This is a genomic window from Streptomyces sp. NPDC033216 (genome assembly GCF_055577115.1).
This window is the reverse complement of sequence record NZ_JBVIQK010000009.1, coordinates 1-23,060: the sequence shown is the minus strand read 5'-3', so window position 1 is coordinate 23,060 and position 23,060 is coordinate 1. Positions and strand designations below refer to the sequence as shown.

Annotated in this window: 19 protein-coding genes and 2 pseudogenes; 8 read left to right on the top strand and 13 right to left on the bottom strand. The window is 69.5% G+C overall.

The genetic code is table 11. The features are described 5' to 3' along the window. The first annotated feature begins 314 nt into the window (after positions 1-314). Complete coding sequence (locus ACZ5Y0_RS18360) at positions 315-749, top strand: VOC family protein (RefSeq protein WP_469129707.1); 435 nt, start codon at positions 315-317, stop codon at positions 747-749. 247 nt (positions 750-996) lie between these two features. On the opposite strand, the gene ACZ5Y0_RS18355 is transcribed toward ACZ5Y0_RS18360, so the two are convergent. The 3 genes from ACZ5Y0_RS18355 to ACZ5Y0_RS18345 all read right to left on the bottom strand — a co-directional run bounded on the left by ACZ5Y0_RS18355 (position 997) and on the right by ACZ5Y0_RS18345 (position 5,057). Further along, positions 997-3,192, bottom strand: coding sequence for an MMPL family transporter (locus ACZ5Y0_RS18355; protein WP_469129706.1), 2,196 nt, complete (start codon positions 3,190-3,192; stop codon positions 997-999). 367 nt (positions 3,193-3,559) lie between these two features. Continuing rightward, positions 3,560-3,895 (bottom strand): hypothetical protein, encoded by a 336-nt coding sequence (locus ACZ5Y0_RS18350; RefSeq protein ID WP_469129705.1) that lies wholly within the window; start codon positions 3,893-3,895, stop codon positions 3,560-3,562. 337 nt (positions 3,896-4,232) lie between these two features. Further along, complete coding sequence (locus ACZ5Y0_RS18345; protein WP_469129704.1) at positions 4,233-5,057, bottom strand: NAD(P)H-binding protein; 825 nt, start codon at positions 5,055-5,057, stop codon at positions 4,233-4,235. 88 nt (positions 5,058-5,145) lie between these two features. Between ACZ5Y0_RS18345 and ACZ5Y0_RS18340 the strand changes: the two genes are divergently transcribed. Both ACZ5Y0_RS18340 and ACZ5Y0_RS18335 read left to right on the top strand, forming a co-directional pair. Continuing rightward, positions 5,146-5,568 carry a winged helix-turn-helix transcriptional regulator gene (locus ACZ5Y0_RS18340; RefSeq protein ID WP_469129703.1) on the top strand — a complete coding sequence of 141 codons (423 nt, stop codon included), beginning with the start codon at positions 5,146-5,148 and terminating at the stop codon, positions 5,566-5,568. Between the two features lie 116 nt (positions 5,569-5,684). Then, complete coding sequence (locus ACZ5Y0_RS18335) at positions 5,685-6,506, top strand: maleylpyruvate isomerase family mycothiol-dependent enzyme (protein WP_469129702.1); 822 nt, start codon at positions 5,685-5,687, stop codon at positions 6,504-6,506. A 388-nt stretch (positions 6,507-6,894) separates the two neighbouring features. On the opposite strand, the gene ACZ5Y0_RS18330 is transcribed toward ACZ5Y0_RS18335, so the two are convergent. From ACZ5Y0_RS18330 to ACZ5Y0_RS18320, 3 genes are read right to left on the bottom strand one after another with little or no spacing between them, the layout of a single operon-like run. Continuing rightward, positions 6,895-8,178, bottom strand: a complete 1,284-nt coding sequence (locus ACZ5Y0_RS18330; RefSeq protein ID WP_469129701.1) for a ThuA domain-containing protein — start codon at positions 8,176-8,178, stop codon at positions 6,895-6,897. Continuing rightward, positions 8,175-10,454 (bottom strand): RICIN domain-containing protein, encoded by a 2,280-nt coding sequence (locus tag ACZ5Y0_RS18325; RefSeq protein ID WP_469129700.1) that lies wholly within the window; start codon positions 10,452-10,454, stop codon positions 8,175-8,177. The genes ACZ5Y0_RS18330 and ACZ5Y0_RS18325 overlap by 4 nt, the downstream gene beginning before the upstream one ends. A gap of 57 nt (positions 10,455-10,511) precedes the next feature. Further along, positions 10,512-11,900: a ricin-type beta-trefoil lectin domain protein gene (locus tag ACZ5Y0_RS18320; RefSeq protein ID WP_469129699.1), complete on the bottom strand. Its 1,389-nt coding sequence runs from the start codon at positions 11,898-11,900 to the stop codon at positions 10,512-10,514. A 1,148-nt stretch (positions 11,901-13,048) separates the two neighbouring features. On the opposite strand from ACZ5Y0_RS18320, the gene ACZ5Y0_RS18315 reads away from it, so the two are divergent. Further along, positions 13,049-13,498, top strand: coding sequence for a nuclear transport factor 2 family protein (locus ACZ5Y0_RS18315; RefSeq protein WP_469129698.1), 450 nt, complete (start codon positions 13,049-13,051; stop codon positions 13,496-13,498). Between the two features lie 473 nt (positions 13,499-13,971). Next, entirely contained in the window at positions 13,972-14,214 is a 243-nt protein-coding gene (locus tag ACZ5Y0_RS18310; RefSeq protein WP_469129697.1) for a DUF5302 domain-containing protein, read from the top strand. Between the two features lie 358 nt (positions 14,215-14,572). On the opposite strand, the gene ACZ5Y0_RS18305 is transcribed toward ACZ5Y0_RS18310, so the two are convergent. Next, positions 14,573-15,034, bottom strand: coding sequence for an ATP-binding protein (locus ACZ5Y0_RS18305; protein ID WP_469129696.1), 462 nt, complete (start codon positions 15,032-15,034; stop codon positions 14,573-14,575). 183 nt (positions 15,035-15,217) lie between these two features. On the opposite strand from ACZ5Y0_RS18305, the gene ACZ5Y0_RS18300 reads away from it, so the two are divergent. Beyond that, a complete protein-coding gene (locus ACZ5Y0_RS18300) occupies positions 15,218-15,580 on the top strand; it encodes an STAS domain-containing protein (RefSeq protein WP_469129695.1) in 363 nt (120 codons plus the stop codon). A gap of 172 nt (positions 15,581-15,752) precedes the next feature. Here the strand turns inward: ACZ5Y0_RS18300 and ACZ5Y0_RS18295 are convergent, their stop codons facing one another. From ACZ5Y0_RS18295 to ACZ5Y0_RS18280, 4 genes are all read right to left on the bottom strand, one after another. Beyond that, on the bottom strand, positions 15,753-16,733 hold the full coding sequence (locus tag ACZ5Y0_RS18295; RefSeq protein WP_469129694.1) for an anti-sigma factor RsbA family regulatory protein: 981 nt from the start codon (positions 16,731-16,733) through the stop codon (positions 15,753-15,755). Beyond that, positions 16,730-17,626, bottom strand: coding sequence for an MEDS domain-containing protein (locus ACZ5Y0_RS18290; RefSeq protein WP_469129693.1), 897 nt, complete (start codon positions 17,624-17,626; stop codon positions 16,730-16,732). The genes ACZ5Y0_RS18295 and ACZ5Y0_RS18290 overlap by 4 nt, the downstream gene beginning before the upstream one ends. A 553-nt stretch (positions 17,627-18,179) precedes the next feature. Next, the gene (locus ACZ5Y0_RS18285; protein ID WP_469129692.1) at positions 18,180-19,748 is read right to left on the bottom strand and encodes a SpoIIE family protein phosphatase; all 1,569 of its coding nucleotides are present in this window, start codon (positions 19,746-19,748) and stop codon (positions 18,180-18,182) included. Then, positions 19,745-20,299: a methanogen output domain 1-containing protein gene (locus ACZ5Y0_RS18280; protein ID WP_469129691.1), complete on the bottom strand. Its 555-nt coding sequence runs from the start codon at positions 20,297-20,299 to the stop codon at positions 19,745-19,747. Before ACZ5Y0_RS18280 ends, ACZ5Y0_RS18285 begins: the two co-directional genes overlap by 4 nt. Before the next feature lie 195 nt (positions 20,300-20,494). Between ACZ5Y0_RS18280 and ACZ5Y0_RS18275 the strand changes: the two are divergent. Then, positions 20,495-20,626, top strand: a pseudogene (locus tag ACZ5Y0_RS18275) (sensor histidine kinase); the annotation flags it as partial. A gap of 468 nt (positions 20,627-21,094) precedes the next feature. On the opposite strand, the gene ACZ5Y0_RS18270 reads toward ACZ5Y0_RS18275, so the two are convergent. Continuing rightward, the gene (locus ACZ5Y0_RS18270) at positions 21,095-22,228 is read right to left on the bottom strand and encodes a CU044_5270 family protein (RefSeq protein ID WP_469129690.1); all 1,134 of its coding nucleotides are present in this window, start codon (positions 22,226-22,228) and stop codon (positions 21,095-21,097) included. Continuing rightward, on the bottom strand, positions 22,221-22,784 hold the full coding sequence (locus ACZ5Y0_RS18265; protein ID WP_469129689.1) for an RNA polymerase sigma factor: 564 nt from the start codon (positions 22,782-22,784) through the stop codon (positions 22,221-22,223). The genes ACZ5Y0_RS18270 and ACZ5Y0_RS18265 overlap by 8 nt, the downstream gene beginning before the upstream one ends. A gap of 106 nt (positions 22,785-22,890) precedes the next feature. On the opposite strand from ACZ5Y0_RS18265, the pseudogene ACZ5Y0_RS18260 reads away from it, so the two are divergent. After that, positions 22,891-23,060 (top strand): annotated as a pseudogene (locus ACZ5Y0_RS18260) (aa3-type cytochrome oxidase subunit I); the annotation flags it as partial.

The window sequence follows — 23,060 nt, the reverse complement described above, 5'->3', positions numbered from 1 at the left end:
CCCTGTGCTCGCGAACACCGACGCGGCGAACGTTCTCGACGCCGAGCACGGACCTGCCGCTCCGGTGGCCGGGGAAGTGCCTCACCCTCCCGCGGTCTCGCGAGCGGCGCGCGCCCGACGTCACGGCTCCACCCGGTGCTCGACGCGCGAGTGCGTGACATGCCTGCGCGCCCCGCCGGCCCCGATGCTGTCGGAGGACGTTCCGCACGGGGCGGTCACGTCTCACCGGCGGCCTCGCAGGAGCCATCCTTCCGCCGACGGGCGCATCCTCACAGGGAGACGAGCGGCGCAGACCCCCCTGCTAGGGTGCGCCGATGCCATCGATCAAGGAGTTCCAAGTCACCTTCGACTGTGCCGATCCTGAGCGCGTCGCTCGTTTCTGGTGCGAGGTGTTGGGGTACGTCGTACCACCGCCACCGGAGGGATCTGCCACTTGGGACGATCACGATCGCTCGCTACCGCCTGAGGAGCGCGGTTCATCGTTCGCGTGCATCGATCCCTCAGGTGTGGGCCCGCGACTGTTCTTCCAGCGCGTTCCCGAAGGCAAGGTCGTCAAGAACCGGCTGCATCTTGACGTACGGGCGGGCACCGGACTCGTCGGTGAGGAGCGCCTGGCCACGCTGGAGGCCGAATGCGCGCGTCTGGTCGCGCTGGGCGCGGTGCGCGTGCGACTGCTGCCTGCCGACGACGACAACGAGTCGTGCCTCGTGATGCAGGACATCGAGGGCAACGAGTTCTGTCTCGACTGAGCATCCTCCGAGACGGCGAGGTGGGGAGCCGTCGGTACTGAGCCTCTCCGAAGGCGGTCCCGTACGAGGCGGAGCTCCCTCTGCCCTGCCGCGAGCGGCGCGTTTCGTCCGCCCCCGCCGCCGTGACTGTCCCGCCACCCCACCGTGCCCCGCCTGCCGCTCCGACCCCTCCCCACCAGGCCGGCGCGTGAAAGGCCTCGCGGACGTCTGCCGGACCGGGTGGCCCGGCAGACGTGGTTCGTCCACGTCAGTTACGGCGCTCCGCCGGGTCGGGCGCGACCGTCGCCGTACTGCCGCCGGGCGTCGCCGGTGCGGCGCCGATCCCTTCGGCGCCTGCCTCGGCCCTCGTTCCCTCGGCCCGGTCCCCGTGCCCGGGCCACCACGCCGCGTGGCCGATCAGCGCGGTGAGACTCGGCGTGAAGAACATCGCCATCACGAAGGCCGCGATGGCGATGCCGAAGGAGACCGCGAACCCCATCTCCGTGAGCAGCGAGTTGCCCGCCAGCATCATGGTGGCGAAGGTCGCCGCCAGGATGAAGCCGGCCGCGGCCACGGTCGGCCCCGCGTGACGGAGTGCCATCCCGGCTGCTTCCCGTGGTGATCGGCCCGCGCGGGCCTCCTCGCGCAGTCGGGCGATCATGAGGATGTTGTAGTCGGTGCCGATGGCGACCACGAAGAGGTACATGATCACCGGGAGCATGAACATCAGGCCCGGGTGTCCCTGCCCGTCCTGGAAGATCCATACCGTCGCACCGAGGGTGGCGCTGAAGCCGAGCCCGACCGAGGCCATCAGGTACCAGGGGGCGACGACGCTGCGCAGCAGCAGCCCGAGAATGACCATGATCAGGGCTGCGGCGACGGGGAAGACCGTCCGGTAGTCGTGGTTGACGGCGGTGTCGATGTCTTTGTAGATCGAGGACATGCCCCCGACGAGGGCCTCGGTGTGCTCCGGAGCGTTGGCGTGCGCCACGTCGCGCACCCTTTCCACGGCATCGATCGCTTCGTCCGTCGACGCCTCGTACTTGAGGGTGACGGTGAAGTCGGCGGTGGTGCCCGCCTTGTTCACCTGGGTGAGACGGGCGCTTGCCACCCCGTCCACGGAGCCGAGTTCCTCGGCGTACGGGGCGAGGGCGGACTGCTCGAGTCGTCGGCCGTCGGTGCTGGAGAGGTAGACGTCGGTGGGGGCGGCAGCGCCGGCCGAGTACGCCTTCTGCATCTCGTCCTGTACGACCATGGACTCCTTCGTCTTGGGCATGGAGCCCGATGCCAGGTCGAAAGTGGCGTGGTAGCCGAGGGTTCCGAGCGACAGCACGACCAGGACGAGGCCGGACAGTGCGGCGGTCAGCGCCGGGCGGCGGCGCACGCCACGGCCGAGAGCCGCGAATCGGGCGTTGTCCGGCTCTTCGCGCCAGGACCTGGAAGGCCAGAAGACCTTCGGTCCGATGAGTGATACGACGGCCGGGATCAGCGTCAGACCCGCGACCAGGGTGACGGCGACCGCGATGGCGAGGGCGGGTCCCATCTGCTTGAGGAAGCCCAGGGTGGACAGCACCAGTGCGAGGAAGGCGATGATGACCGCTCCGGCCGCCGACGCGATGGCCTCGCCGACCCGGTCGACCGCGTTGATCATGGCCTGTTTGGGTTCATCGCCGAGGCGCAGACGTTCGCGGTAACGGAAGATCAGGAAGAGGAAGTAGTCCGTTCCCACACCGAAGAGCACGACGATCAGGATCGACGAGACGGAACTGTTGGCCTGGAGGTCGAACAGTTCGGTGGCGAACGCGATCAGCCCGTTGGCGATGGCGGAGACCAGGCCGATCAGGAGCAGGGGCAGGACGGCGAGAATCGGTGCCCGGAAGATGATCAGCAGGGTCACCAGGATGATGACGAAGGTGCCGATGCCGATCAGCGCTTCACCGCGCTTCGAGGAGTCCTGCTGGTCGAGGGCCTGCGCGGCAGAACCCCCGAGCTTGATGTCGAGATCCGTACCCTTCGCCAGCTCTTTGACGTTCTCGCGCAACACCTTCGCCGCGTCCGCCTGCTTGGGCTGACCGGCGTTCTTGCTGTCCATCTGGATCAGGGTCAGCGCGTACCTGCCGTCCTTGGACGGCTGGCCGGGGACGACGTTCTGTACCTGGTCGATGCGCCTCTTGCCCAGCTCGGAAGTGATCCGTGCGACATCCTTGTGGTCTGCGGCGGTCAGCCGGCCGCCGTCCGTGCGCTTGTACAGCGCGATCGCGGACGGGGTGAAGGCGCTGGGGAACGCCTTCTGCTGGAGATCCGCCGCTTTGATGGACTCGTAGGTTCGGGGGAGGAAGCTGCTCTCGTCACTGCTCGAGGGCAGGCTCGGAGCGGTGGCGACGATCGCCACCGCTGCGATCAGCCATGCCACGATCGTCCAGACGGGATGTCGGACGACGGTGTTGCCAATACGTCGGAACATGCGGGGGGTCCTCCTACACAAGGAAGATCACCGCAGCCCGGGGAGCGGACCCTGGCATCGGCGACCCTGGCCGGCCCTCGGTGTCGAGCCGGCCGCACAGTTGTCTTGGGCTCCTATCGTATTGACTGGAGCAGTTCGAACCAGTGTCGGAATGGCGCCGCGTGTCCCACCGGGCGTCATCCTGCGCCCTACCTGCGTGCCGTTGCAGGCGCACTGCTGGACGGCGGTGCCGTCGGCGGCCACTGCGGAGCCGACGGACCCGCCACGTCGGCTACACGGTCGCTCAGTCACTGCGCCGCGTTCAGACACCTCGCCGTCTGCCCGCACCTGGGGCGGCACATGGGTTTCTGGATGTCGGGGGACCCGATCATTCGGGATGGGCCACTGCCTCCCTCTGGAGTTGCACCGCCGCCAGCAGGCTCAGTTTCGGCTCTGCCTGACGCAGTGCCTTCACTGCCGCGACCGAGGCGATGTCGCCCGTGAAGCCGACCGTCGCAAGCCTGGAGCGGACCCAGCGGGCGCGCAGTTGGGCCTCGGAGGCGGCGGCGGTGGACTCGACGAGTGCGACAGCGCGTTCCAGGCCCGGGCGCTCCTCGGGAGAGGCATCGGCCAGCGCCTGACGCAGAGCGTCTCCGACCAGGTCGGCGTCCCGGATGAGCAGCAGGAAGTTGTTTTTCTTGTTCAGTTCCGCGATACCTTTCATGAGGATCACCGTGGCTTTCACATCTGTGCTTCGCAAGGAACTTGAGCGCTTTCAGAGACTTCAGTCCAGGCAGCGCACTGCCGCTGCCACAGTTCGCCGCGTCGGGGCGAGGCTGCGGCGACATGCGTCACGCGACGCGTGCGCTCCCGGGCAATCCCGGACCCGCGGACCCGCGGACCCGCAGACCCGCACTCGTCTCGGTCGGAGGCCCGTCGCCGGAAGGCGGGTACCGGATGTGTCGTCGGCTCCGCGGAAAACAGCCTGTGACGTGACGAGAGTGAGCCTCACGTCGTCACGCACCGGGAGAACTCACCTGTGTCACGAGCGCGTGCGGCTGTCACCCAACGTTCGCCTCCGGCCTGGCCGCGGAGGCGACCGCAGTGGCTGCGGCCAACGGGTCTCGGATCGGGCGGCCGAGAAGGCCGGTGAGGTCGGAAGCGGTTCCGCCCAGGAAGCCGTGCCGGATCCCCGTGGCGATCGAAGCGAGCATGGGCGGTTGGAACGGCAACAGCCCCGGCATGTCCTCAATGAGCCTGCGCCGGTACTCAGCCAGGCTGATGACGCGATGCGAGACGCCCAGCGCGTCCGCCACCTGCCCCGCCGTGATCGGCGTACCGACGAGGTCATGGACGTGTCCGACGTGCCGGGCCGGATCCGACGCCACCACCGCCGCGACCTCGGCCAGGTCCGCGCGCGTCACCGCCGCCAAGGCCCCGTCACCGAAGGCGGACTCCACCCCGGCACCGCCCCACATCAGCAGAGCGCCGAAGAGTTCGGCATACAGGCCGTTGCGGAGAATGGTCCAGGGCACCCCGCTCGCCCGTACCAAACGCTCGGTGGCGCGATGCGCCGGCGCGAAGCCGAGATGATCGCCGGCCGTGGTCACGCTCGTGTAGACGACGTGGCGGACGCCGTCGCGGACGGCGGCGTCCAGCACAGCCGCGTGCCGTGCGACGACCTGGTCGTCCTCGGCGTACCCCGCCGAGACAAGCACGAGGGTCGACACCCCGGCCAGGTCAAGACTCACATGGTCGTCGAAGTCCATGTGCCGCATTCCGTCACGCGGCGTACGGCTGCCACCCATCGCGACGGCGCCCCGGGCACGCAGCGCCGCCAGAGTGGACGCGCCGAGCTTCCCGTTCGCTCCGGTTACCAAAATCATGATCAGTCGAAGTCTTCCGTAGTGGTTCTCATCAGTAACTAGGGTTGATCCTCGACCGCCTGTTCACCGCCCACAAGAAGGCAGTTCCATGTCACCCACGCACACCGGGGTAACCACCTCCCCCGCCGATCTCGATCCCTGTGGACGTCAGGACCACCCTGACTGCGGTATCCGCGACGTCCTGGACCGCATCGGGGACAAGTGGTCCGTGCTCGTGATCGTCGAACTCGCCGGCGGGCCGCGGCGCTTCCGTGAGCTCCAGCGCGCCGTCGACGGGATCTCCCAGCGCATGCTCACCCTGACCGTACGCAGACTCGAACGCGACGGCCTCGTCCAGCGCACGGTCTACCCGACCGTGCCGGCCCACGTCGACTACCGCCTCACCGGAACCGGAACCGGTCTGACCCACCTCGTCAAAGCACTCGCCGACTGGTCCCTCGCCCACCGCGCGGCCATCGCCGAAGCGAGGCATATGTACGATCGGACCCACCCCGACCACGACATCCACTGACTGATCGCTTCGGAACGAGGGCACCGCGTCACCCGAGGGCGCGCCCCCTGCCCTGCGCTCGCCGCGGCTGTGAAAATCGCTGCCCGGTTGCCGGGGCACGGTGATAGACACCCGGAGTGCAAAAGACTCTGGAGTTCTCCGATCTCCTGCGGCTGATCGACGAACGGTCGATCGCCTTCCGCGCGGCGGTCGCCTTCCGCGCGGCGGTCGCCTCCGCGCCCAGCCTCCACGTGCGGGTGCCGACCTGCCCCGAGTGGACGCTGTTCCACCTGGTGCGGCATCTGGGCGAGGGGCGCCGCAAGTGGGCCGCCATCGTCGCCGCCGGGCCGGCCGACGCTCCCCCGGCCACGTCCGCATGGGGCGCCCCGGCTGCGCCTCGGGAGCGTGGGGCCCTGCTGGACTGGTGGGCCGCGTCGGCGCAGCAACTACTGGACGCACTCGGGGAGTCCGGCCCGGATCGCGGTTGCTGGACCTGGTGGGACACCTCGCCGTCGCCGCGGACCGCCGGCGCCGCCGCCCGACGCCAGCTCCAGGAGATCGCCGTGCACACCTACGACGCCCAGATCACCGCGGGCGCCCGGCAACCGCTGCCGGAGGAGGTGGCACTCGACGGTGTCGACGAGTTCCTGTCCACTTGCTGTGCAACGACGAGCGCCTGGCCGCACCAGCCCGCCGCCGTCGACTACTACGCCACCGAGGGCGGCTCCTGGCGCCTCATGCTCTCCGCCAACGGTGCACGGACCGCCCGCCTCCCCGAACCCGGCACGACGCCCGCCACCGCGGCCGGCGAGGACCTTGAGGCAGCCGACGCCTCCCTTCAGGGCACAGCCGGTGAGCTGGTGCTGGCCCTGTACGGCCGTATTCCGGTGGACTCCTTGAAGGTCGACGGTGACCGGCGTCTCTTCGACCAGCTTCTGGCCTGGGATCCGGATCAGTAGGACGTGACGCCACGCCACCTCGTGCGCCCCGAGTACATGCCTTCCGCGAACGGCTACGGCCATGGGTGAGGAGGGGACGCGCGGGTGGCGAAGGCAGACGAGGCTGAGGGCCAGTCCGAGTAGGCCCCGAGGGAGGTCAGGTCGTCGTTCCAACGGGTGCGGAGCCGCTTGATCTGGTGCAGCCAGGCGAGGCGCGCTCAACCACCCGGCGGACCGTGCAGCCGCGAACCGGCCCCGGACGTGGGCCGGACCGACCCCGGTACGGCCCCGGTACAGGGCCGTACCGGGGCCCGACCAGGGCCGGTCCGTTCGTTCTGGCTGGGCACGCGGCCGACGCCGGCCGGGGTGGGTACCGGTTCGGAGCGGCGACCGCTGTGAGCTGCTGCTTCTACGGTTGGACGGTCAGGCGGAAGCTCTGGTTGGCGGAGTCGTTGCACGGCTGCTGTACCAGCTGGACACCGATCGTAGAACTGCCGTTCGTGGAGAGACACTTACCGCTGTGCCGCGCGACGAAGTGATAACTGCCGGATGCCTCCCGAACCGGTCGCCACTGTTGGTTTCCGCCACCGCCGTAGGACCACAGCTGTAGGGGTGCGCCGTCGGCGGTCGAGACATCTGTGACGTCGACGACCTGCTGCGGGTTGCCGCGGACCGCGATCCGGCTGTAGCCACTGTCGGTGGAGCGGATCTGGAACTGCTGGGCCGCGGTCGTGTTGCAGGTGTACTGCTGGATCGCCGTGCCATTGGACGTGGCTGCCGCTCTGGCGTCCACGCACATGCCGTTGGCGTTGGCGGTCAGCGAGTACCAGGCGGTCTCGGAGATCGGGTCGGTCGGTGCGGGGTCACCCCCCGCGCCGCCGAGCCACTTGAGCCCGTCGAGCAGGAAGCGGTTCTGGGTGGGGCTGGCGAAGGTCGAGGACAGGCGGGTGTTGGTGGAGTAGTTCATGGCGTTGTGCCCGAAGTTGGCGTACAGCATCTTGTACTGCGTGTTGGTCCACAGGATGGGGTAGTCGCCGCTGTACCACGACTGGTTCGGGTCGGTCCCCAAGGGGAAACTCGTCGGGTCGACCGATGCCAGGATCTTGATATCGGACCTGGCCCGCAGGTTGTTGGACCAGCTGTACCACTCGCTCACCGAGGAGGTGAACGTCGCGGGCAGCGCGGCTGTGGAGGGGTGGGTGCGGTCTTCGGTGCGCAGGACCGCCGTCGTGGGTCCCCAGGTGTTCGATCTGAAGTCTCCGCTGCCGAGGAACTGGTTGTAGTACCAGGGCCAGGACCCCGCGTCGGTGGTGAACGCCGAGACGTGGAAGCCCATCCATCCCCCGCCGGCCCGCATGTACCGTTCGAAGCCGGCCCGTTGCGCGGCGGTCTGCGGGGCGTCGTCCAGGAACAGGACGACCTGGTAGTCGTTCACGCCGCCGTTCGCCAGCAGATTCCAGTCAGTGGTGGCCGTGTAGGTGAAGTTGTTCTGTGCGGCGGTCCGTGGGAACCACTCGTTGGCTTCTTTGACGAAGTCGATGTGGGCGGCGTCGTAGGTGCCGTTGTAGAAGGCGATCACCTTGAAGGTGGTGGCCTGGGGTCCGGCGACGGCGGTGGACCCGGTGTGGGCCGGCACCGCCAGACCCAGCACCGTCGCCAGCAGTGTCAGCAGCCGCGCTGCGAGCCGCCTCACGGGTAGCTCACCAGGTTGGCGACGTTGGTGGAGGAGTTGGACGGGCCGCCCCGGTCGTTGATGACGTGCCGGATGGTCCCGGTGCCGCCGAGGGAAACGGTCACCATGTTCTGGAAGCGTACGTTCGGCTGTTGGGGCACTTCGAAGGCGTGCTCGGCGGTGACGCTCGGGTTCACGTTGAAGTAGCAGTAACTGCCGAGCCCGTACGCCTGGTGGCTGGTGACCGAGTCCGCGACCTTGTAGGCGGCGTAGCCCTGGGTGGAGCCGTTCATCCAGGCGGCCTGGTTGGGCGGGTCGTAGGGCATCTCGTTCTGGTAGAAGTACGTCCGCCCGCCGTTGCCGTTCCAGACGGTCTGGTGCTTCTGGTAGTGCTCGACGAACAGGCCGTACATGGTGACGTTGTCGCCGTTGACGACGAGTCCGGTGTCGGCGGTGTTGGTGTTCCAGCCGATGCCGCTGCCGTGGTCGCCGCGCCAGATCCACATGTGGTCGCCGATGACGTGGTCACTGTTGACGACGAGGCTGGTGGTCGCCTTGCCGACGGCGGCGCCGCCGACCCGGAAGTAGACGTCGTGCAGGGAGGTGGGGTTCGCCGCGTGCCCGGCGGAGGCAGTGCTGGGGCCGACCTCCATCAGCGTCTGCGAGTTGGTGGTGCCGGCGTCGAACAGAACACCCGCGACCTTCACTCCGTCGACGTCGGCGACCGTCATGGCCGTGATGCCGTTGTCCGGTATGAACGTGGCGAGGCCGAGACCGAGGACGACGGTGTCCGGGCGGGTCACCCGCAGGGTCTGATTCAGGTGGTAGACGCCGGGGGTGACCAGGAGGTTCTTGCCCTCGGCCAGGGCGGCGTTGATCTGTGCGGCGGTCGCGCCCGGCTTGACGACGTAGAACTGGTCGATGCCGAGCGAGGTGCCGGCGGCGCTGCCGTTCGCCCAGGTGGTGGCTGAGGAGTTGGTCCGCAGGGACGGGACGAACACCTTGTAGGCGCCCGCGCCGTCCACGTACAGGAAGGGCTTCTCCCGGACGGTGGGGGTCTGGTTCACCGTCGTGTAGGGCGGATTGGGGAAGGTGTTGCCCGGTACTCCCTGGCTGCCTACGAAGACCATGTTCCAGTTGGAGCCGGTCCAGCTGCCGAGCTGGGAGTTGCGGGTCAGCCACTGCTGCTGGGTGCCGGAGCGCACCTGGCCGTCGATCTTGCTGTCGGCCATGAATCCGCCGCTGGACCAGCCGCCGTCGCTCAACTCCAGGTTGCCGCGGACGTGCATCCGGCGGTAGCCGGAGGCCTGGGAGACGGCCCAGCGGTCGGTGCCGCCGGTGGGGTTCACCGACAGGTTCTCGGCGCCGCGCCAGAAGTTCTGGGTGGCGTTCTGCGGCGGGAACCAGTCGGCCTCCACGTGCACGGCGCCGTTGATCGTGACCGAGTCGGGCGACTGGCCGAGGCCCAGTACCTGGGTGTAGAAGCCGACGTTGACGTCGTTGTTGTAGGTGCCGGGCTTGAACATCACCGCATAGCGCTGGGAGCCGAACTGGTTCGTCTCCTGCTGCTGGAAGATGGAGTTCAGCCGGCTCTGGATCGTGGACGACGGCATCGACGGGTCGAAGACGACCACGTTGGGGCCGAGGTCGACGTCGCCGGGCGCGGTGTCGGCGGGCGTGACCTGGAAACGCTGGGCGGACGTGCCGTTGCAGGTGTACTGCACCAGCTGGACGCTGTCGGCCGCGGAAGCGGAGGGGACGTCGAGGCACTTTCCGCTGTGGCGGTTGACGAAGTGGTAGGCGCCGCCGCCTTCGTCGACGGCCTGCCACTGCTGGTTGCCGCCGCCGCCGTACGTCCACAGGTGGACGGCCGCGTTGTCGGCGGTGGACACGTCGCTCACGTCCACGACCTGCTGGGCGTCGTTGCGGTTGCCGATGCGCACGAAGCCGTCGCCGGTCGGGGTGAAGCTCCACTGCTGGGCTGTGCTGTTGTTGCAGGTGTACTGCTGTACGGCGGTGCCGTTGACGGTGCCGGCCGCGCGGGCGTCCAGGCACTTGCCGCTGCCGGTGTTCACCACGGTCGCCCAGCCGGAAGGCAGGGCGGCGGCCGAGGCCGCGGAGCCTGCTGATGGACGACCGGCCTTCGGCGCGCCGGCGGCCTGGGCCGGCTGTGTCGCGGTGAGGACGGAGGCCGCGATGACAACGGCGGGGAGAACCGCGGCCCACGGGCGACCGGCACGGCCCGCCGGGGATCCGCCGAAGCGGCCACCGACGCGTGGTGGCGAGAGTCGAAGCATGGTGTCTTCTCCTGTGCCGCCGTGAGGCGGCTCGAGTGGGGGAGTGAGGGGTGCGGGTCAGCCGTTGTACTGCGCGAGGACGCGGGTGAAGTCCCAGGGCTGCTGCGGGACTCCCGAGCAGGTGTCGGCGCCACCGCCGGTGCAGGGCCGGTCGCGGTTGACCGACCAGAAGGTCAGTCGTGCCAGGTGCCGCTGCTGGGCATAGGCGAGGATGGTACGGAAGTCGGCCACGGTCACCGTCTCGTCGTCGTCGGTGATGCCGTTCATCGACGAGATGCCGGTGTGCCGGTAGGCCTGGTCGTCCGTGTACCCGTAGGCGTTCTTGACGGCCGTCTTGAGGCCTTCTGCGGCACGAACGGTGAGCTGGCCCATGTTCTGTCCCGCCCCACCGAAGTTGAACGGCATGATCGTCCAGCTGTCCACGGTGAGGCCGGAGGCGGCGGCCTTGCCGATGAGGCTGCTGTCGGGACCGTTCTGACCGGTGCCGAAGGTGACGTACACCTTGATGCCGGGGTTGTTGGCCTTGACGGTCTTCAGCGCGTCGACCGTGCGCTGCTGTACCGTCGGGCTGTCGTACGCCGCGGCCTCGATGTCGATGTCGATGGCCTTGAGCCCGTAGGCGTTGATGACCTTCTGGTATGCGGCGGCCAGTTCGCCCGCGCTGCCGCAGGAGCTTTCCAGCTTGTTGCCGCTCCAGCCGCCGAATGACGGGATGACGTCACCGCCGGCTCCCCGGACGGTGTTGACGGTCTGCTGGTCGACGCCCCCGGTCAGGGGGCGGCTGCCGTCCCACTGCGGGTTGCAGTACCCGTTGCTGAGGACGAAGGCGAGCGTGAACCACTTGACGCCGGTCGCGTTCATCACGGTGGTAGGGCTGGGCGGGCTGCCCCAGCCGTTGTAGAGGTACGGCGCGACGGCCATCGCTCCCGGTGCGGGACCCGGATCTCCGCCGTCGCCGGTCGGCGTCGTCCACTTCTGGTTGGCGGCTCCGGTGCAGGTCCAGATCTGTAGCGGGGTGCCGTTGGCGGAGCTGTTGCCGGTCGCGTCCAAACACTTGTCGGCCTGCGGGTTGACGATGTCCCCCGCTGCGGTGACGTTCCACTGCTGGGCGGCGGTGCCATTGCAGTCCCACAGTTGGGTGCGCGTGCCGTTGGCGGTGCCGCCGGAGGCGACGTCCAGGCACTTGCCGAGTGCGCGAAGGGTGCCGTCGGAGCCGACGTTCCACTGCTGGGCGGCGGTGCCATTGCAGTCGTAGAGCTGGACGGCCGTTCCGTTGGCCGTGGCGGCGCCCGCGACATCCACGCACTTGTTGCCGATACCGGTGATCTGTCCGGTGGCAGACGCGGCAGCGTCCGCGGGGAAGGAGCTGAGTCCCGCGAGCAGGGCGGCCACGGCCGTGGCGCCCAGCGCGCGACGCGCCGGGGTGCGGAGGGAGCTTGGGATCACGAGTCACTGTCCTGTTCTGTCGTCGGAACCGGCACACAACCTGTCAGGACTCCTCCGCCCGGCCGGGGCGCACACCGGATGGCATGTCTATGACATGAGATGACCTGGAATGCCCTGGCATGGCGGGTGGAGGAGGCGGTCGTCGGGGGCGGCTGCTCGAACGATGGAGGTGGGGGTGAGACAGGAGCCTTACTTCAGTCCGTGATTTAAGGAGTGACAGAAAGGACTGTCAAGGGGTTTGGTGTAGTCCAATTCGCAAGATCCTCGGCGTGGCCGGGGCCTGAGCCGCGCGGCTCAGGCGTCACCTGCGTCGCCGGCTCTGGATACGGACGCGGCGCGCCGGTCCGTGTGTCGGACCGCGCGGGACTCTTCCCTCGCGGGCGACCGCCATGGCATGCTCATGCATGACAGACGTGAACGATGTTCACATACATGATTGCGGGGGTGGCGGTGGGCAACTCGACGGCGATCACCAGACGGGATCTCACCGGCGACGCCGCGGCCACCCCGGTCGGTCTGATGAGCGGCGACGATGCGCTGAGGCCGCTTCTCGCACGCACGGCGACCGGCCTCCGTCCAGGGCGCTCGCCCGGACTCCTCACTTCACCCTCCAATGCCGTTCGTCAGTCGCGTGGCCGGCTGTGGTCCGGCCGGGAGGGTCCCTTCAGCCGCCGCCCCGCCGTGGCCGATGTGCGCGCCAGGGGGCCGTGGGCGGCCGGACCTGATCCGCCTCAGCGATCAACCGTGCCCTGGCCACGGCGGCGAGTGCCGGCGCCGCCACGGTCGCCGTCCCGTCCGGCGCCTTCGGTGCCGACCACCTGATCGGCATCGGGCATGCGGGCGACATGTCGCGGGGAACCGGCAGCGAACGGACGACCCAGTACGTGTGAGGCCGGGGGAGGGGAACGACTGCTTCAGGAAACTGCCGCGGACCACCCCGGCGGGCAGCGTCGAGGGCGACTTCGTCGACGTGCGCTGATCCGCCTCGTGCAGGGTGCTGGCCGACGACGGCTCGGTCATCGGTGCATGGACGTGCGCCGGCCGCCGAGCCTCAACCCCCGCGACAGCACTCGACAGCGCTGGTCGTGTCGCACTTCGATGTCTGATGCCCGCGAGCCAGGCTTGACCGTGCTCATCATGCTGGTGCCATGGAGATGTCATCCGCCACAGACTCAGTGAAAGTCCTCACCGGCATGTATGCGGCCGAGGGGGCGTACCTGTCGGCCGGAGGCCCTGGTGAGGCTTCGTTCGACTTGCTCGCACCCTTCTTCGCGTCGAACGTCGAGCTGCATCAAGCGGATGCTCTGCCATACGGAGGCACGTGGCCTGGGCACGATGGACTGACACGGTTCTTCCTCACCATGGGACGGGTCTGGGAGACGTTCGACATGGTGGAGCAGGAGTTCCTTGCCACCGGCGAGACCGCGGTCGTGCTCACTCAGATCCGTGCTCGCGCTCGTGCGACCGGCCGTGAACTCAGCTTCCCCATCCTTCAGACGATCACGGTCAAGGACGGGCAGATCACCGAAGTCCGGCCGTTCTCCTGGGATACCCAGGCTGTCGCCGACGCCTGCGCCGGGTCTGGGACGACAGTCTGAGACCGGCTGCCCATCAGCCGGGCACAGCCGCGGAGGAGTGGTGTTCGGTCCCCCTGACCCGCACGACCGTCCACGCGGGCCGGTGACGCTCCATGGCTCTGGCCGTGAGCCGGTCATCCCTCTTCGGTGTCGCGGTGTCCGTACGAGTTGCCCAGCTCCACCACGACAGCCGGCGGACCGCACCATGACAGCCGCCGAACTGCGCCACGACCGGTGTCGAACCGCGCCACGACTGGCGTCGAACTCCTCCCCCGTCGGCGACCTCGAGAAGTCGGCACGCAACCGGCTCCGCGGGCGCCGTCGGCGCCACCCTCCTGGACCGGGCCGGCTCGGCCGCGCGCCCAAGCCCGCGTATAGGGCCCGTTCGGTCCGGCCGACACGATCCCACCGTCCTGGACGGAGGACGCGGGCGCCTCCAGCGGTGCCCGCTGTGACAAGCTGTGCTTTCCATCGCCCAGTCCCAGGAGGTCACCATGGCTGAAGAGTCTGTATCGCCCGAAGGCGCGGAGCCGGTTGACGGCGAGAGCGGTGCCCTTTCGCCCGACGCCGACGGCCAGTACGACTTGAAGCGCAAGTTCCGCGAGGCCCTGGCGCGCAAGCGTGGTATGCAGTCGGACGCCGCCGACGTCGTGGCGAACACGGACACGTCGAAGGTCCACGGCGCGCACGGCCCGGCCGCGAGCCAGCGGTCGTTCCGTCGAAAGAGCGGGGGCTGAGTCCACACTCCGACCGCGGTGAGCGTCGCGTGGGCCACGATGCCGCCGCCCTGGCATCCGGTGTGCTCGGCGTAGTCACCGGCGCAGGGATCCCCTGTGGTGCGGCCCGCTCGAGATCTGCCGTGCACCTTCTCGCCCGGGATGCGCCCGGATAGATCTCGAGCGTGTTGGTACGGCGCCGAGATCCGCCAGGACGCCCGTCACCCCCGCCCGCCAGGCGGAAACGCCCGTCGGCAACGGGGGCGTCCTCCACGAACTCGGTGTCAGGACGAAGGGCGGGCCCGGAACACCCGGGCGCGGACCTCGGTGCGACGTGGATGTCGCCTCCCAGGGCGACTCGCTGCCACACGGTGCGGTCTCACGAGGGTGCGGCTGCCGTCGGGTCGGGTCGCAGGAGGATGCCGGCGGTGATCCGTTTGCCGCCCGGCTCGGGCCGCATGACGAGGTCGTGCGCGATGGCCTTCACGATCTCCAGGCCGTGCTGGCCCACCCGCTGGGGGTCGGCTGCCCGTGCCGTCGGCAGCACCGGATCGCTGTCCCACACCGTGACCTCCACCGCTTCGTCGGCGATGCGCAGCCGCAGCAGGATCGGGCCGGGCGCGTACTTACGGGCGTTGGTGACCAGCTCACTGACCACCAGCTGCGTCAGATCCACCGTCCCTGCCGGCACGGTGAGCCCATGATCCGCCTGCATCCGGGTGAGGAAGGCGGCGGCCCGGTGGCGGGCCTGCGCGATACAGGCGCCGTCACCTTTCAAGGCGACCACCGTCTCCATCGCTATCGGATCCGCGTCCCGGCCGTCGAGGCACGCGCCCTGCATTCCGGAATCGTCTTGGCCTGTCACCCTTACCCCGTTCACAACCGCCGTTTACCCCAGCGGGAACCGCCCAGGCCGAACATGTACCTGTGGCGGAGCCATCCGGGCTCATCGCCCGTAGCATGCGGGGCAGCCTTCTGGAAGGAAGTGCTGGTCGGAGCATCACCGAGCGCTGTAGAGGGAAGTGTGACAGAGATCAACGAATCAGCGGAGGGGGGCCGTCTGTCGATCGTCCGCGCCTCTACCGATGGCATCCGCGTCCTCACCGTCCGTGGCGAGATCGACCACACCACCGCCCCCGAGCTCCTCGAGGCCCTGGCGCCGGACGACGGGACGGCACCGCGCAGCGTGGTGGACTTCCGAGACGTCACCTTCATGGACTCCAGCGGCATCAACGCCCTCGTCGCCGCCCACCGCGCAACCCACAGCGCCCAGGGCTGGCTGCGCCTGGCCGGCCCCACCGAGTCCGTCCTGCGGGTCATCCAGATCGTCGGCCTGGACGGCGTCATCCCTTGCTATCCCACCCTCCGCCAGGCCCTCCATCCTTGACCCCTCTGCGCCTCCGCCCTTCCGCCCAGATCATCGCGGGCGTAGGGGCGTGGCCGGAGCGTCGGCATCCCCCTCCGATACACGGTGCGCCGGGCGGCCCTGCCCGGATGTGCCGTTCCGGCCGGGGCCTGGTCCCTCACTCGGTCCCGCAGGCGGGGGAGCAGCTGAGAGGTCAGGTGAGATTCACGTGCAGGCGGACGGTGGTGCCGCGCTCGGTGCTCCGGGCTTCCGTCAGGTCGCACAGCTGCCGTACGGTCCACAGGCCGTGGCCGCGCACCTGCTTGGGATCCGGCGGCAGGTAACCGAGGGTCCATCCGGTCCCGGCACCACTGCCGACGCTGCCGAGGTCCGTGATGTCGCAGATGACCCTGTGCCCGGTGCGCCACACGGCGATCTCGCCCGTGCCGCCACCGTGTTGGACAGCGTTGGTGGCCACTTCGTTGGCGGCGAAGACGAGACGTTCCGTCCCTGATGGAGACATGCCCAGCCTGGTTGCCGCGCTTGCGATGAAGGAACGCACAGCGTTCAGGTCGGCGTCGAAGCGCATGGCAACCTTTCCGTCGGCAGGCGGCGGTGACAGTCGCCTGTCCCAAATGCCGTCCAGGGGCTCGGCATAGTGTCCGCTGCTCTCGGAGGCCGGGCCGGTCACCAGGTGCGGATGGGTGCGCCGGGCATCGGCGACGACCTGCTCGGCCAGGGTCCGGGTGTCGTAGGGGCAGACGATCCACGCCGGGCAGTCGGCGAACGCGAGGTTGATGACCGACTCGTAGCGGGTCCACTCGTCGGTTTCCAGCGCGTCACGTCCGTGCCATACCGGTTCCCCGATCACGCGGACCCTCGGATGGCGCCCGGTGGCGGTGCGCTCGTCGACGTAGCGGTAGTAGGCGCCCAGGGTCCGCCCGGGTGCCTGGTACCAGTCGTCGCCCGCGATGAACTCGACCGCCGTGGCGGCGCTGCCCAGTTGTTGGCGCAGCAGGTCGATGTTGGCGGGTGTGGTGACGGCCAGCACGGCGTCGTCCTGTTCCAGGCCGTCCAGGCAGAACGGTACGGTCGCGGTCAGGAACTCCTCGTCGGAGCCGTAGATCAGGCCCTGGTGGATCAGACGTGGGGACCGGTCCGGCCGGCAGGTCGGTGTGTCGATCGCGCTGGTCATTCCGCGGCTCCCCGGGGCGTGACGACCAGGGCGTCCTGCTGATCGAAGCCGGTCACGCTGATCACCTGGCACAGCATCGGGGTCAGTTCCACCACGTGCAGACGGCGGCCAGGCGTGAACTTCTCGGCAGTGTGCGCCAGCACGCGCAGGCCTGCCAGGTCGATGAACTCCAGCCCGCTCATGTCCACGCGCACGTCCCCTGGCCACTGGAGGGCGATCTTCAGGGCTTCGGCCAGCGCGCCGGTGGTGCGGTGGTCGACGGAGCCGATGACGCGCAGCGTGCGCCTCCCTTCCGTGAAGGAAGGCACGATGCGCAACAGAGCGCTGCTGTGCATCGGTTCGGGCTGCACGGTGCCGAGATGGCACCGCTCGAAGGTGCGCAGCTGGTCAGGGCTGAAAGAGCGGGCGTCGTACTGGCAGACGGCCGAAGCGGGCCGACCTGCGAACACCTGGTTGACCTTGGCCTCGTACTCGGCGAGCTGGTCAGCTCCGGGGACGTCGCGCAGAACCCAGCTCATCTCCCCGCTGACCCGGAAACCGGTGTAGCCGGCCCTGAGGCTGTCGGCCACTTCCTGTTGCAAGGTGGCGACCATGGTTTCGGCGTCGAAGCGGCCTGAGGCCAGGTAGCTGTCGTCGGCGGTGACCACCTCCAACTGCCCGCGCGACGCGGCGGCGTCCGCATCGGTGCCGACCGACCGCAGCCAGTCGAGCACCGTGGCAGGGTCGTGCCGCTCCGCGAAGTACTGCACCCGCTCCCCGCGCGCCAAGCCCTCGGACAGGTACGCCGTGACCACCCGGCGCTGCTCGCCGTCGTCGGCGAACGCCAGGCACGCGTGATCGCCGTGCCCCAGGTCCTGGACAGGTCTTTCCCTGACGTCCTGCGTGATCACCACTGCCTCACAGTCCTCACCATCACCCCGTATCCGGCCAGGCACGTGTACACCTTTCTCGCATCGAGCCGGCCCACAGACAGAACGAGACTACCGGTCAGGTTCCTTTCGCGTGCCGCCCGGCAGTTCGCCGGCAAGCTCGCCTCCGGCGTGCCGCGCCGCGAGGCGGCGACGTGGACGGGTCCTGTCCTGGGCAGTGCAGCGTTGTCCCTGGTTTCGCAGCAACTGTCAGCGACGCTGCGGCTGTTCGCAGGCGATCGGTACCGGCTGCGGCAGGGCGTCCGCGCCGCCCCGCCGCTCTGGATCTCCTGTAACGCGCGGTCCACGCCTGACGCTTGACGGCTCTGCGGCCGGTGAGATCGGCGACCTCACCGACATGACGGACGAAACGTCCCGGCCGCGTTTCTGCAAGGTGCCGCCTACGGGCTCGGCAGCGTGCCGTTGTCCTGCGTGTCCTGTGGTGGGAGACCCGCCGCGTACGCTCTCGTGGCCGCGACGCCGCAGGCGCCCCATCCTCGGGGAGTCGGATCGGTCGGCTCACACCACGTCGGGTGAGTCAGCCGGCGGAGTCGGGCCGGGCGACGAGCAGGGCGCGGTCGTCAGGGTAGTCCGCACCGGGCTGATGGTTGAGGAACAGTTCGCACAGGTCGTGCACGTTCAGGCCCGCGCCCACGCGGGCCGTCGCGGTGAGACGGTCCAGGCCGGTGTCCAGGGGTTCCCTGCGGCGTTCGATGAGGCCGTCGGTGTACAGCAGGACCGACTCGCCCTCGGCCAGGGTGGTCTCGCCCTGGCGGTAGTGAGCGCCGGGGACCGGTCCCACCGGCGGGGAGATCGGGCCGTCGAGGTAGCGGCTGGAGCCGTCGGGCCGTACCACGAGAGGCGGGGGATGACCGGCCTTGACGTAGGTCAGGGCGCGGGTGGGCCGGTGGTAGAGCAGATAGGCGGCGGTGGCCATCTGGCCGCGGTGGTACAGGTGCAGGTACTCGTTCAGCTCGGTGAGCACCGCTTGCGGGCGGGTGCCGCAGCGGAGGACGATGCCGCGCAGGGCGGCGATTATCTGGGCCATGACGGCCGCCTGGGGCAGACCGTGGCCGGCGACGTCGCCGATCGACAGGCCGATGTGGTCCTCGTCGAGGTTGTAGAGGTCGTACCAGTCGCCGCCGACCATGACCATGTCGCTGCCGGGCGCGTAGGAGGTCGCCACCTGAAGCCCCGCCACCTCCGGCAGTCGGGGCAGGAGGCTGAGCTGGAGGCGCTCGGCGACGCGGTGTTCGTGTTCGTACAGCCCGGCACGGCGCACCGCCTGCGCGATCTGCTGGCCCACCGCCGTGAGGTGTTCCGGCTCCGGCACCCCGTCAGCCCCGGGACGCACGGTCAGGGCGCCCAGCACGACCCCGTCGGCTTTCAGCGCGATGCGTACCGCTCCTGCGGGCGCGGTGCGCGCGGTGTCACGGGGATGGTCGAGGTCGTGCCAGGCGGTTTCCTTCAGGACGTGCGGATCCTCGTCTGGTTCCAGGCTGGGCACCAGCCGTTGGGAATGCAGTTCCAGGGACACGTCGTCGACGTTCAGCACCCGCGCGGCGGTGGTCGCCACGGCTTCGGCCACCTGGGCAAGGGTTGCGGACGAGGCCAGCGCCGCGGTCAGCTGATAGAGGCGTTGCAGACGGGCGCGGGCAGCCTGCTCGGCGATCAGCAGCTCCTCGCGTTGGGCTTCCGCGGTGCGCCGGATGGCGATTTCCCGGTTCAGCGCGCTGACCTGTTGGCTGAGGACAGCGAACCGGTCGGCGTGGTCGAGGCGGCGCAGGGTCAGCTGCACCACCGGCCCAGGGCCCTGCCACCAGGTGGCGCGCACACCGTGGCAGCGAAAGCGCACCCGACTGCCGTCGCCGTCCTTGAGGACGAGCGCGCCCGGCAGCGGGCTGCCGGTGCGCAACCAGTTGCCCAGATGCCCCCGCAGGTCTCTGCCATCGTCCTGGACGAGGGCGTACAGGTTCGATCCCGCGCACAGCTGCGGGATCGAGGCGCTGGCGGCCGGATTGGCCGCCAATATCGTGCCGTCCCCCCCGCACAGGATGACGGGATCAGGCAGAGATCTGACGACGGCCTCGAACAGGCCGAGGCTCACGCAGGTACCGTACCGGCGCCAGGGTCGCTGATGGGCAGCTCCGCGTCGCCGAAGTACTCACGCCCGCCCGCCGGGCCGGCACCGGGCACCAGGTGCACGACCACGCGGCAGCCGGCGTCACCGCGGGCGATGGTCTCCAGCAGTTCGACGCTGGCGTAGCCGAGATTGCGAGCGGCGATCGTCCCGAAGACGTTCGAGGTCATCATGCACATCGACTCACGGCCCAGCACCTTCTCCGCGAACGGACAGGCCCGGTTGCCCAGCACGATCTTCGTGTCATCCTGCTCGATGACGTAGAAGTCGCCCTTGATCCGTCGCTTGAGATCCACCAGGGCATCCGCGACCTGCTCGGGGGAGAGGTGGTCGACGCCGAGCGCCTTGAGGTACATCTCGTCGATCTGCAAGCCCACTGCCTGGCCCACCAGACTGATGTAGCCGGATGCCTCCCCCAGGCCGATCACCGACTCCAAGGACGTCGCCAGTTCCCGCACCAACGTCCGCAGAAACACGTCACGGTCCAGGCCGATTTCCACATCCACCGGATGGCTCATAGCGCCGTCCCTCCCAATTCCCAGGTCCCGTGAACCGCGCGTGCGCCCGGTGGACCACCGGACCAGGTTCTGCGAGCCGCAGCGTCGCACTGCTTGCAGCGTCTCACAGCCGCGTGCGGACGCGGCCCGCCGGTCGGTGGTTCGTCGCTGACGCGGAGCGGACCGCGGACGTCGCCTCCACCTGCTGCCGGGATCGATCCGCTCGCCGGACGTCGCCCACCCGGGCGGGACCAGCTCGGCGGCCGGAGCCTGCTACTGGTGCACTACCTCGCCGACCTGGTACGCATCCACACCGGCCCCGACGGAACGGCCGTCCGCTGCTACCTCGAACTTCCCCCGACCCCGCCTCGGCGGCTCCGGCCGCCTGGCACCGGGGGCGGTCACGGTGGAGCAGTCGGTGACGGCACCGCGTTCCTCCCACGGCGAGCCGCCCGAAGAGGTGAACCCAGCTGGGGGGGGAGACCGCGACGCGCTCGCGGTGACAACACCGGACACGGCACCCCGCGCCCTCACACGGTCGGACCCTGCTGGCCGTGCCGGGTCCCGTCGGCCTGCGCGACCGACGGGCCGGCGCACACATGTTGCTGCCGACGGCGAAGAGCCGTCACGGACCCCTTCTGGCCGTGCCGGTCCCGTCGGCCTCCACGACCGACGGGACGGCCCCGCACCGTGCTGCCGATGGCGAGAATCCGCTACCGGGCGGCTGTCGCGAGTGTCGGCAGACGGCGGCCACACCGGCCATCGCGCCGACTGGAGCACCCGGCGCCGCCGACTTGTTCTCGGCATCGTGTGTGATCACCGCATCCAGGCGCTGTAGTCCATGACGTCACCGGCCTTGAGCCCCCACTCGGGCTCATCGGTCGTGCAGGTGCTCTCCAGGCCGAGGACGGCGCCGGTGGCCGGGTCCATGATCAGCATCCGGCGGGCGCCGGGGAGGTCGTACAGGTAAGCCTGGCCCCGTCGGCCGAGGCGGTCGGTGACCTGACCGACGGGCCGTAGCCCCTCGGCGGCCGCCAGGAGCCGGGCGAGCGCCGCGTTCTCGCGCGCGCCAAGGGTCCAGTGGTCAAGCAGCACCCGCACGCCGTCCAGAAGTTGGAGCGTGGTCAGCGGAGTCTTGAGGTACTGCGCCTCCTGTAGATATGCGCGCAGTCGTGTGGCGTCGTGGGGCGGTGGTGACTCGGGCGGAGCGTCGCTCCAACTCGGGGGGAAGGAACGCTCGCTGATGACGTGACCGTCCTCGACGAGGCGCGGCTCGCCGTCCTCGTCGGAGAGGACGGGTCGACCGGGGTGGCGCGGGTCGGTCGCCACGACCAGCTCCGTGTGGGTGCCGTCGGCCTTCCAGCGCACCATGCGCTCCACGGGGAGCGTGAGCGGGGGTTCGTCCTGCGACAGACCCATGCTCCACGACTGTACGTGCGTGCCCTTGCGCAGGCCGGGCGATCCGTCCGTCGCGGCCTGCCCCGCGCGCAGCGCGAGCCGGTCCAGGGGCAGGGGGGTGGAGTCGGCCTGGACGACCAACGGGTGGGGCGCTGCCACGGCGGGGATCGTGCTAGGGCCTGCGAGGAGGAGGGAGAACGCGGTCGCGGCCACCACGGCGGTCGTCGCGAGGGCCCAGACGCGGCGCGTACGGCCAGGGCGTCGAACGTGCGCGACACGATCGACATCCGAACGTCCGAGCCGTAGGACGTCGAGGCCCCGGGTCTCGATCCCCGGTCCTCGGCCGCTCTGCTGGAGGAGGCGGTTCAAGCGGCTTCGCCCCGGCCCCGACATCCGCAGGAGCAGCCTCAGGCGCTTGCGCCCCGGGCGCTCGCCGTACAGCAACGCGCTGAGACGGCGCTCGGCGTCGTGGTCCAGCGGGCCGTCGCTGAAGTGGGGGGTGTCGGACGGCACCGGGTTGGCACGGCGCAGCAGTTCGAGTTCGTCAGCCATGGCCCTGCTCCTTCGGGGTGTCGCGACGGGGCGTTCGGGTGCCGAGGGGCACCGTGATCCGCATGCGGTCGATCTCGGCTCTGAGCCGGTGGCGGGCGCGGTGCAACCTCATCGCCGCCGCCCGGCTGCCGCAGCCGAGAGCCACGGCGACCTCGTCCACGCCGAGTTCCTCCCAGACGGTGAGCCGCAGCACCTCCTGATCGGCCGGGGAGAGCCGGGCCAGTGCCTCATGCACCCAGGCGCCCGGGGGCTCGGAATCAGGGCTGTCCACGATCTGCTTGCCGTGCGCGGTCTCGTCGTGGCCGAGTTTGTCGACCAGTCGCCGATGGCGCCCGTAGCCGCGTACGGCGTTGGACAGACAGTTGCGCGCCACCCCGTAAAGCCAGGGAAGGGGGGCCGCGGGCAGGTCGGACCGGCGCCGCCAGGCGACGGTGAAGACCTCCGCCACCACTTCCTCGACTTCGCTCGTCCGGCCGTCCAGTCGCCGTGCAACGTAGCGGCTGACCGCCCAGTAGTGCTCGCGATAGGCAGCGGCGAAGGTCTCGTCGTTGCTCATGCCCCGTTGGTGTCCGGCAGGGCATCGATCGTCACACCTGTGTTCGGTGATCCTCGTCGCATCGCTCAAGTGTGACGTCGGGCTGGGCCGCGGACACAGGCGGGGCATGGAGAACAACACTGTCCCCGTGGTGCTCGCGCCCTCGCGTGCGAGACGCCGTCCGGGAGCTGCCGCCGTCCGCTGGCTGACCACGACGGACCACAAGACGATCGGCACGCTGTACCTCGTGACGTCGTTCGCGTTCTTCTGCATCGGTGGCGTGATGGCGCTCTTCAT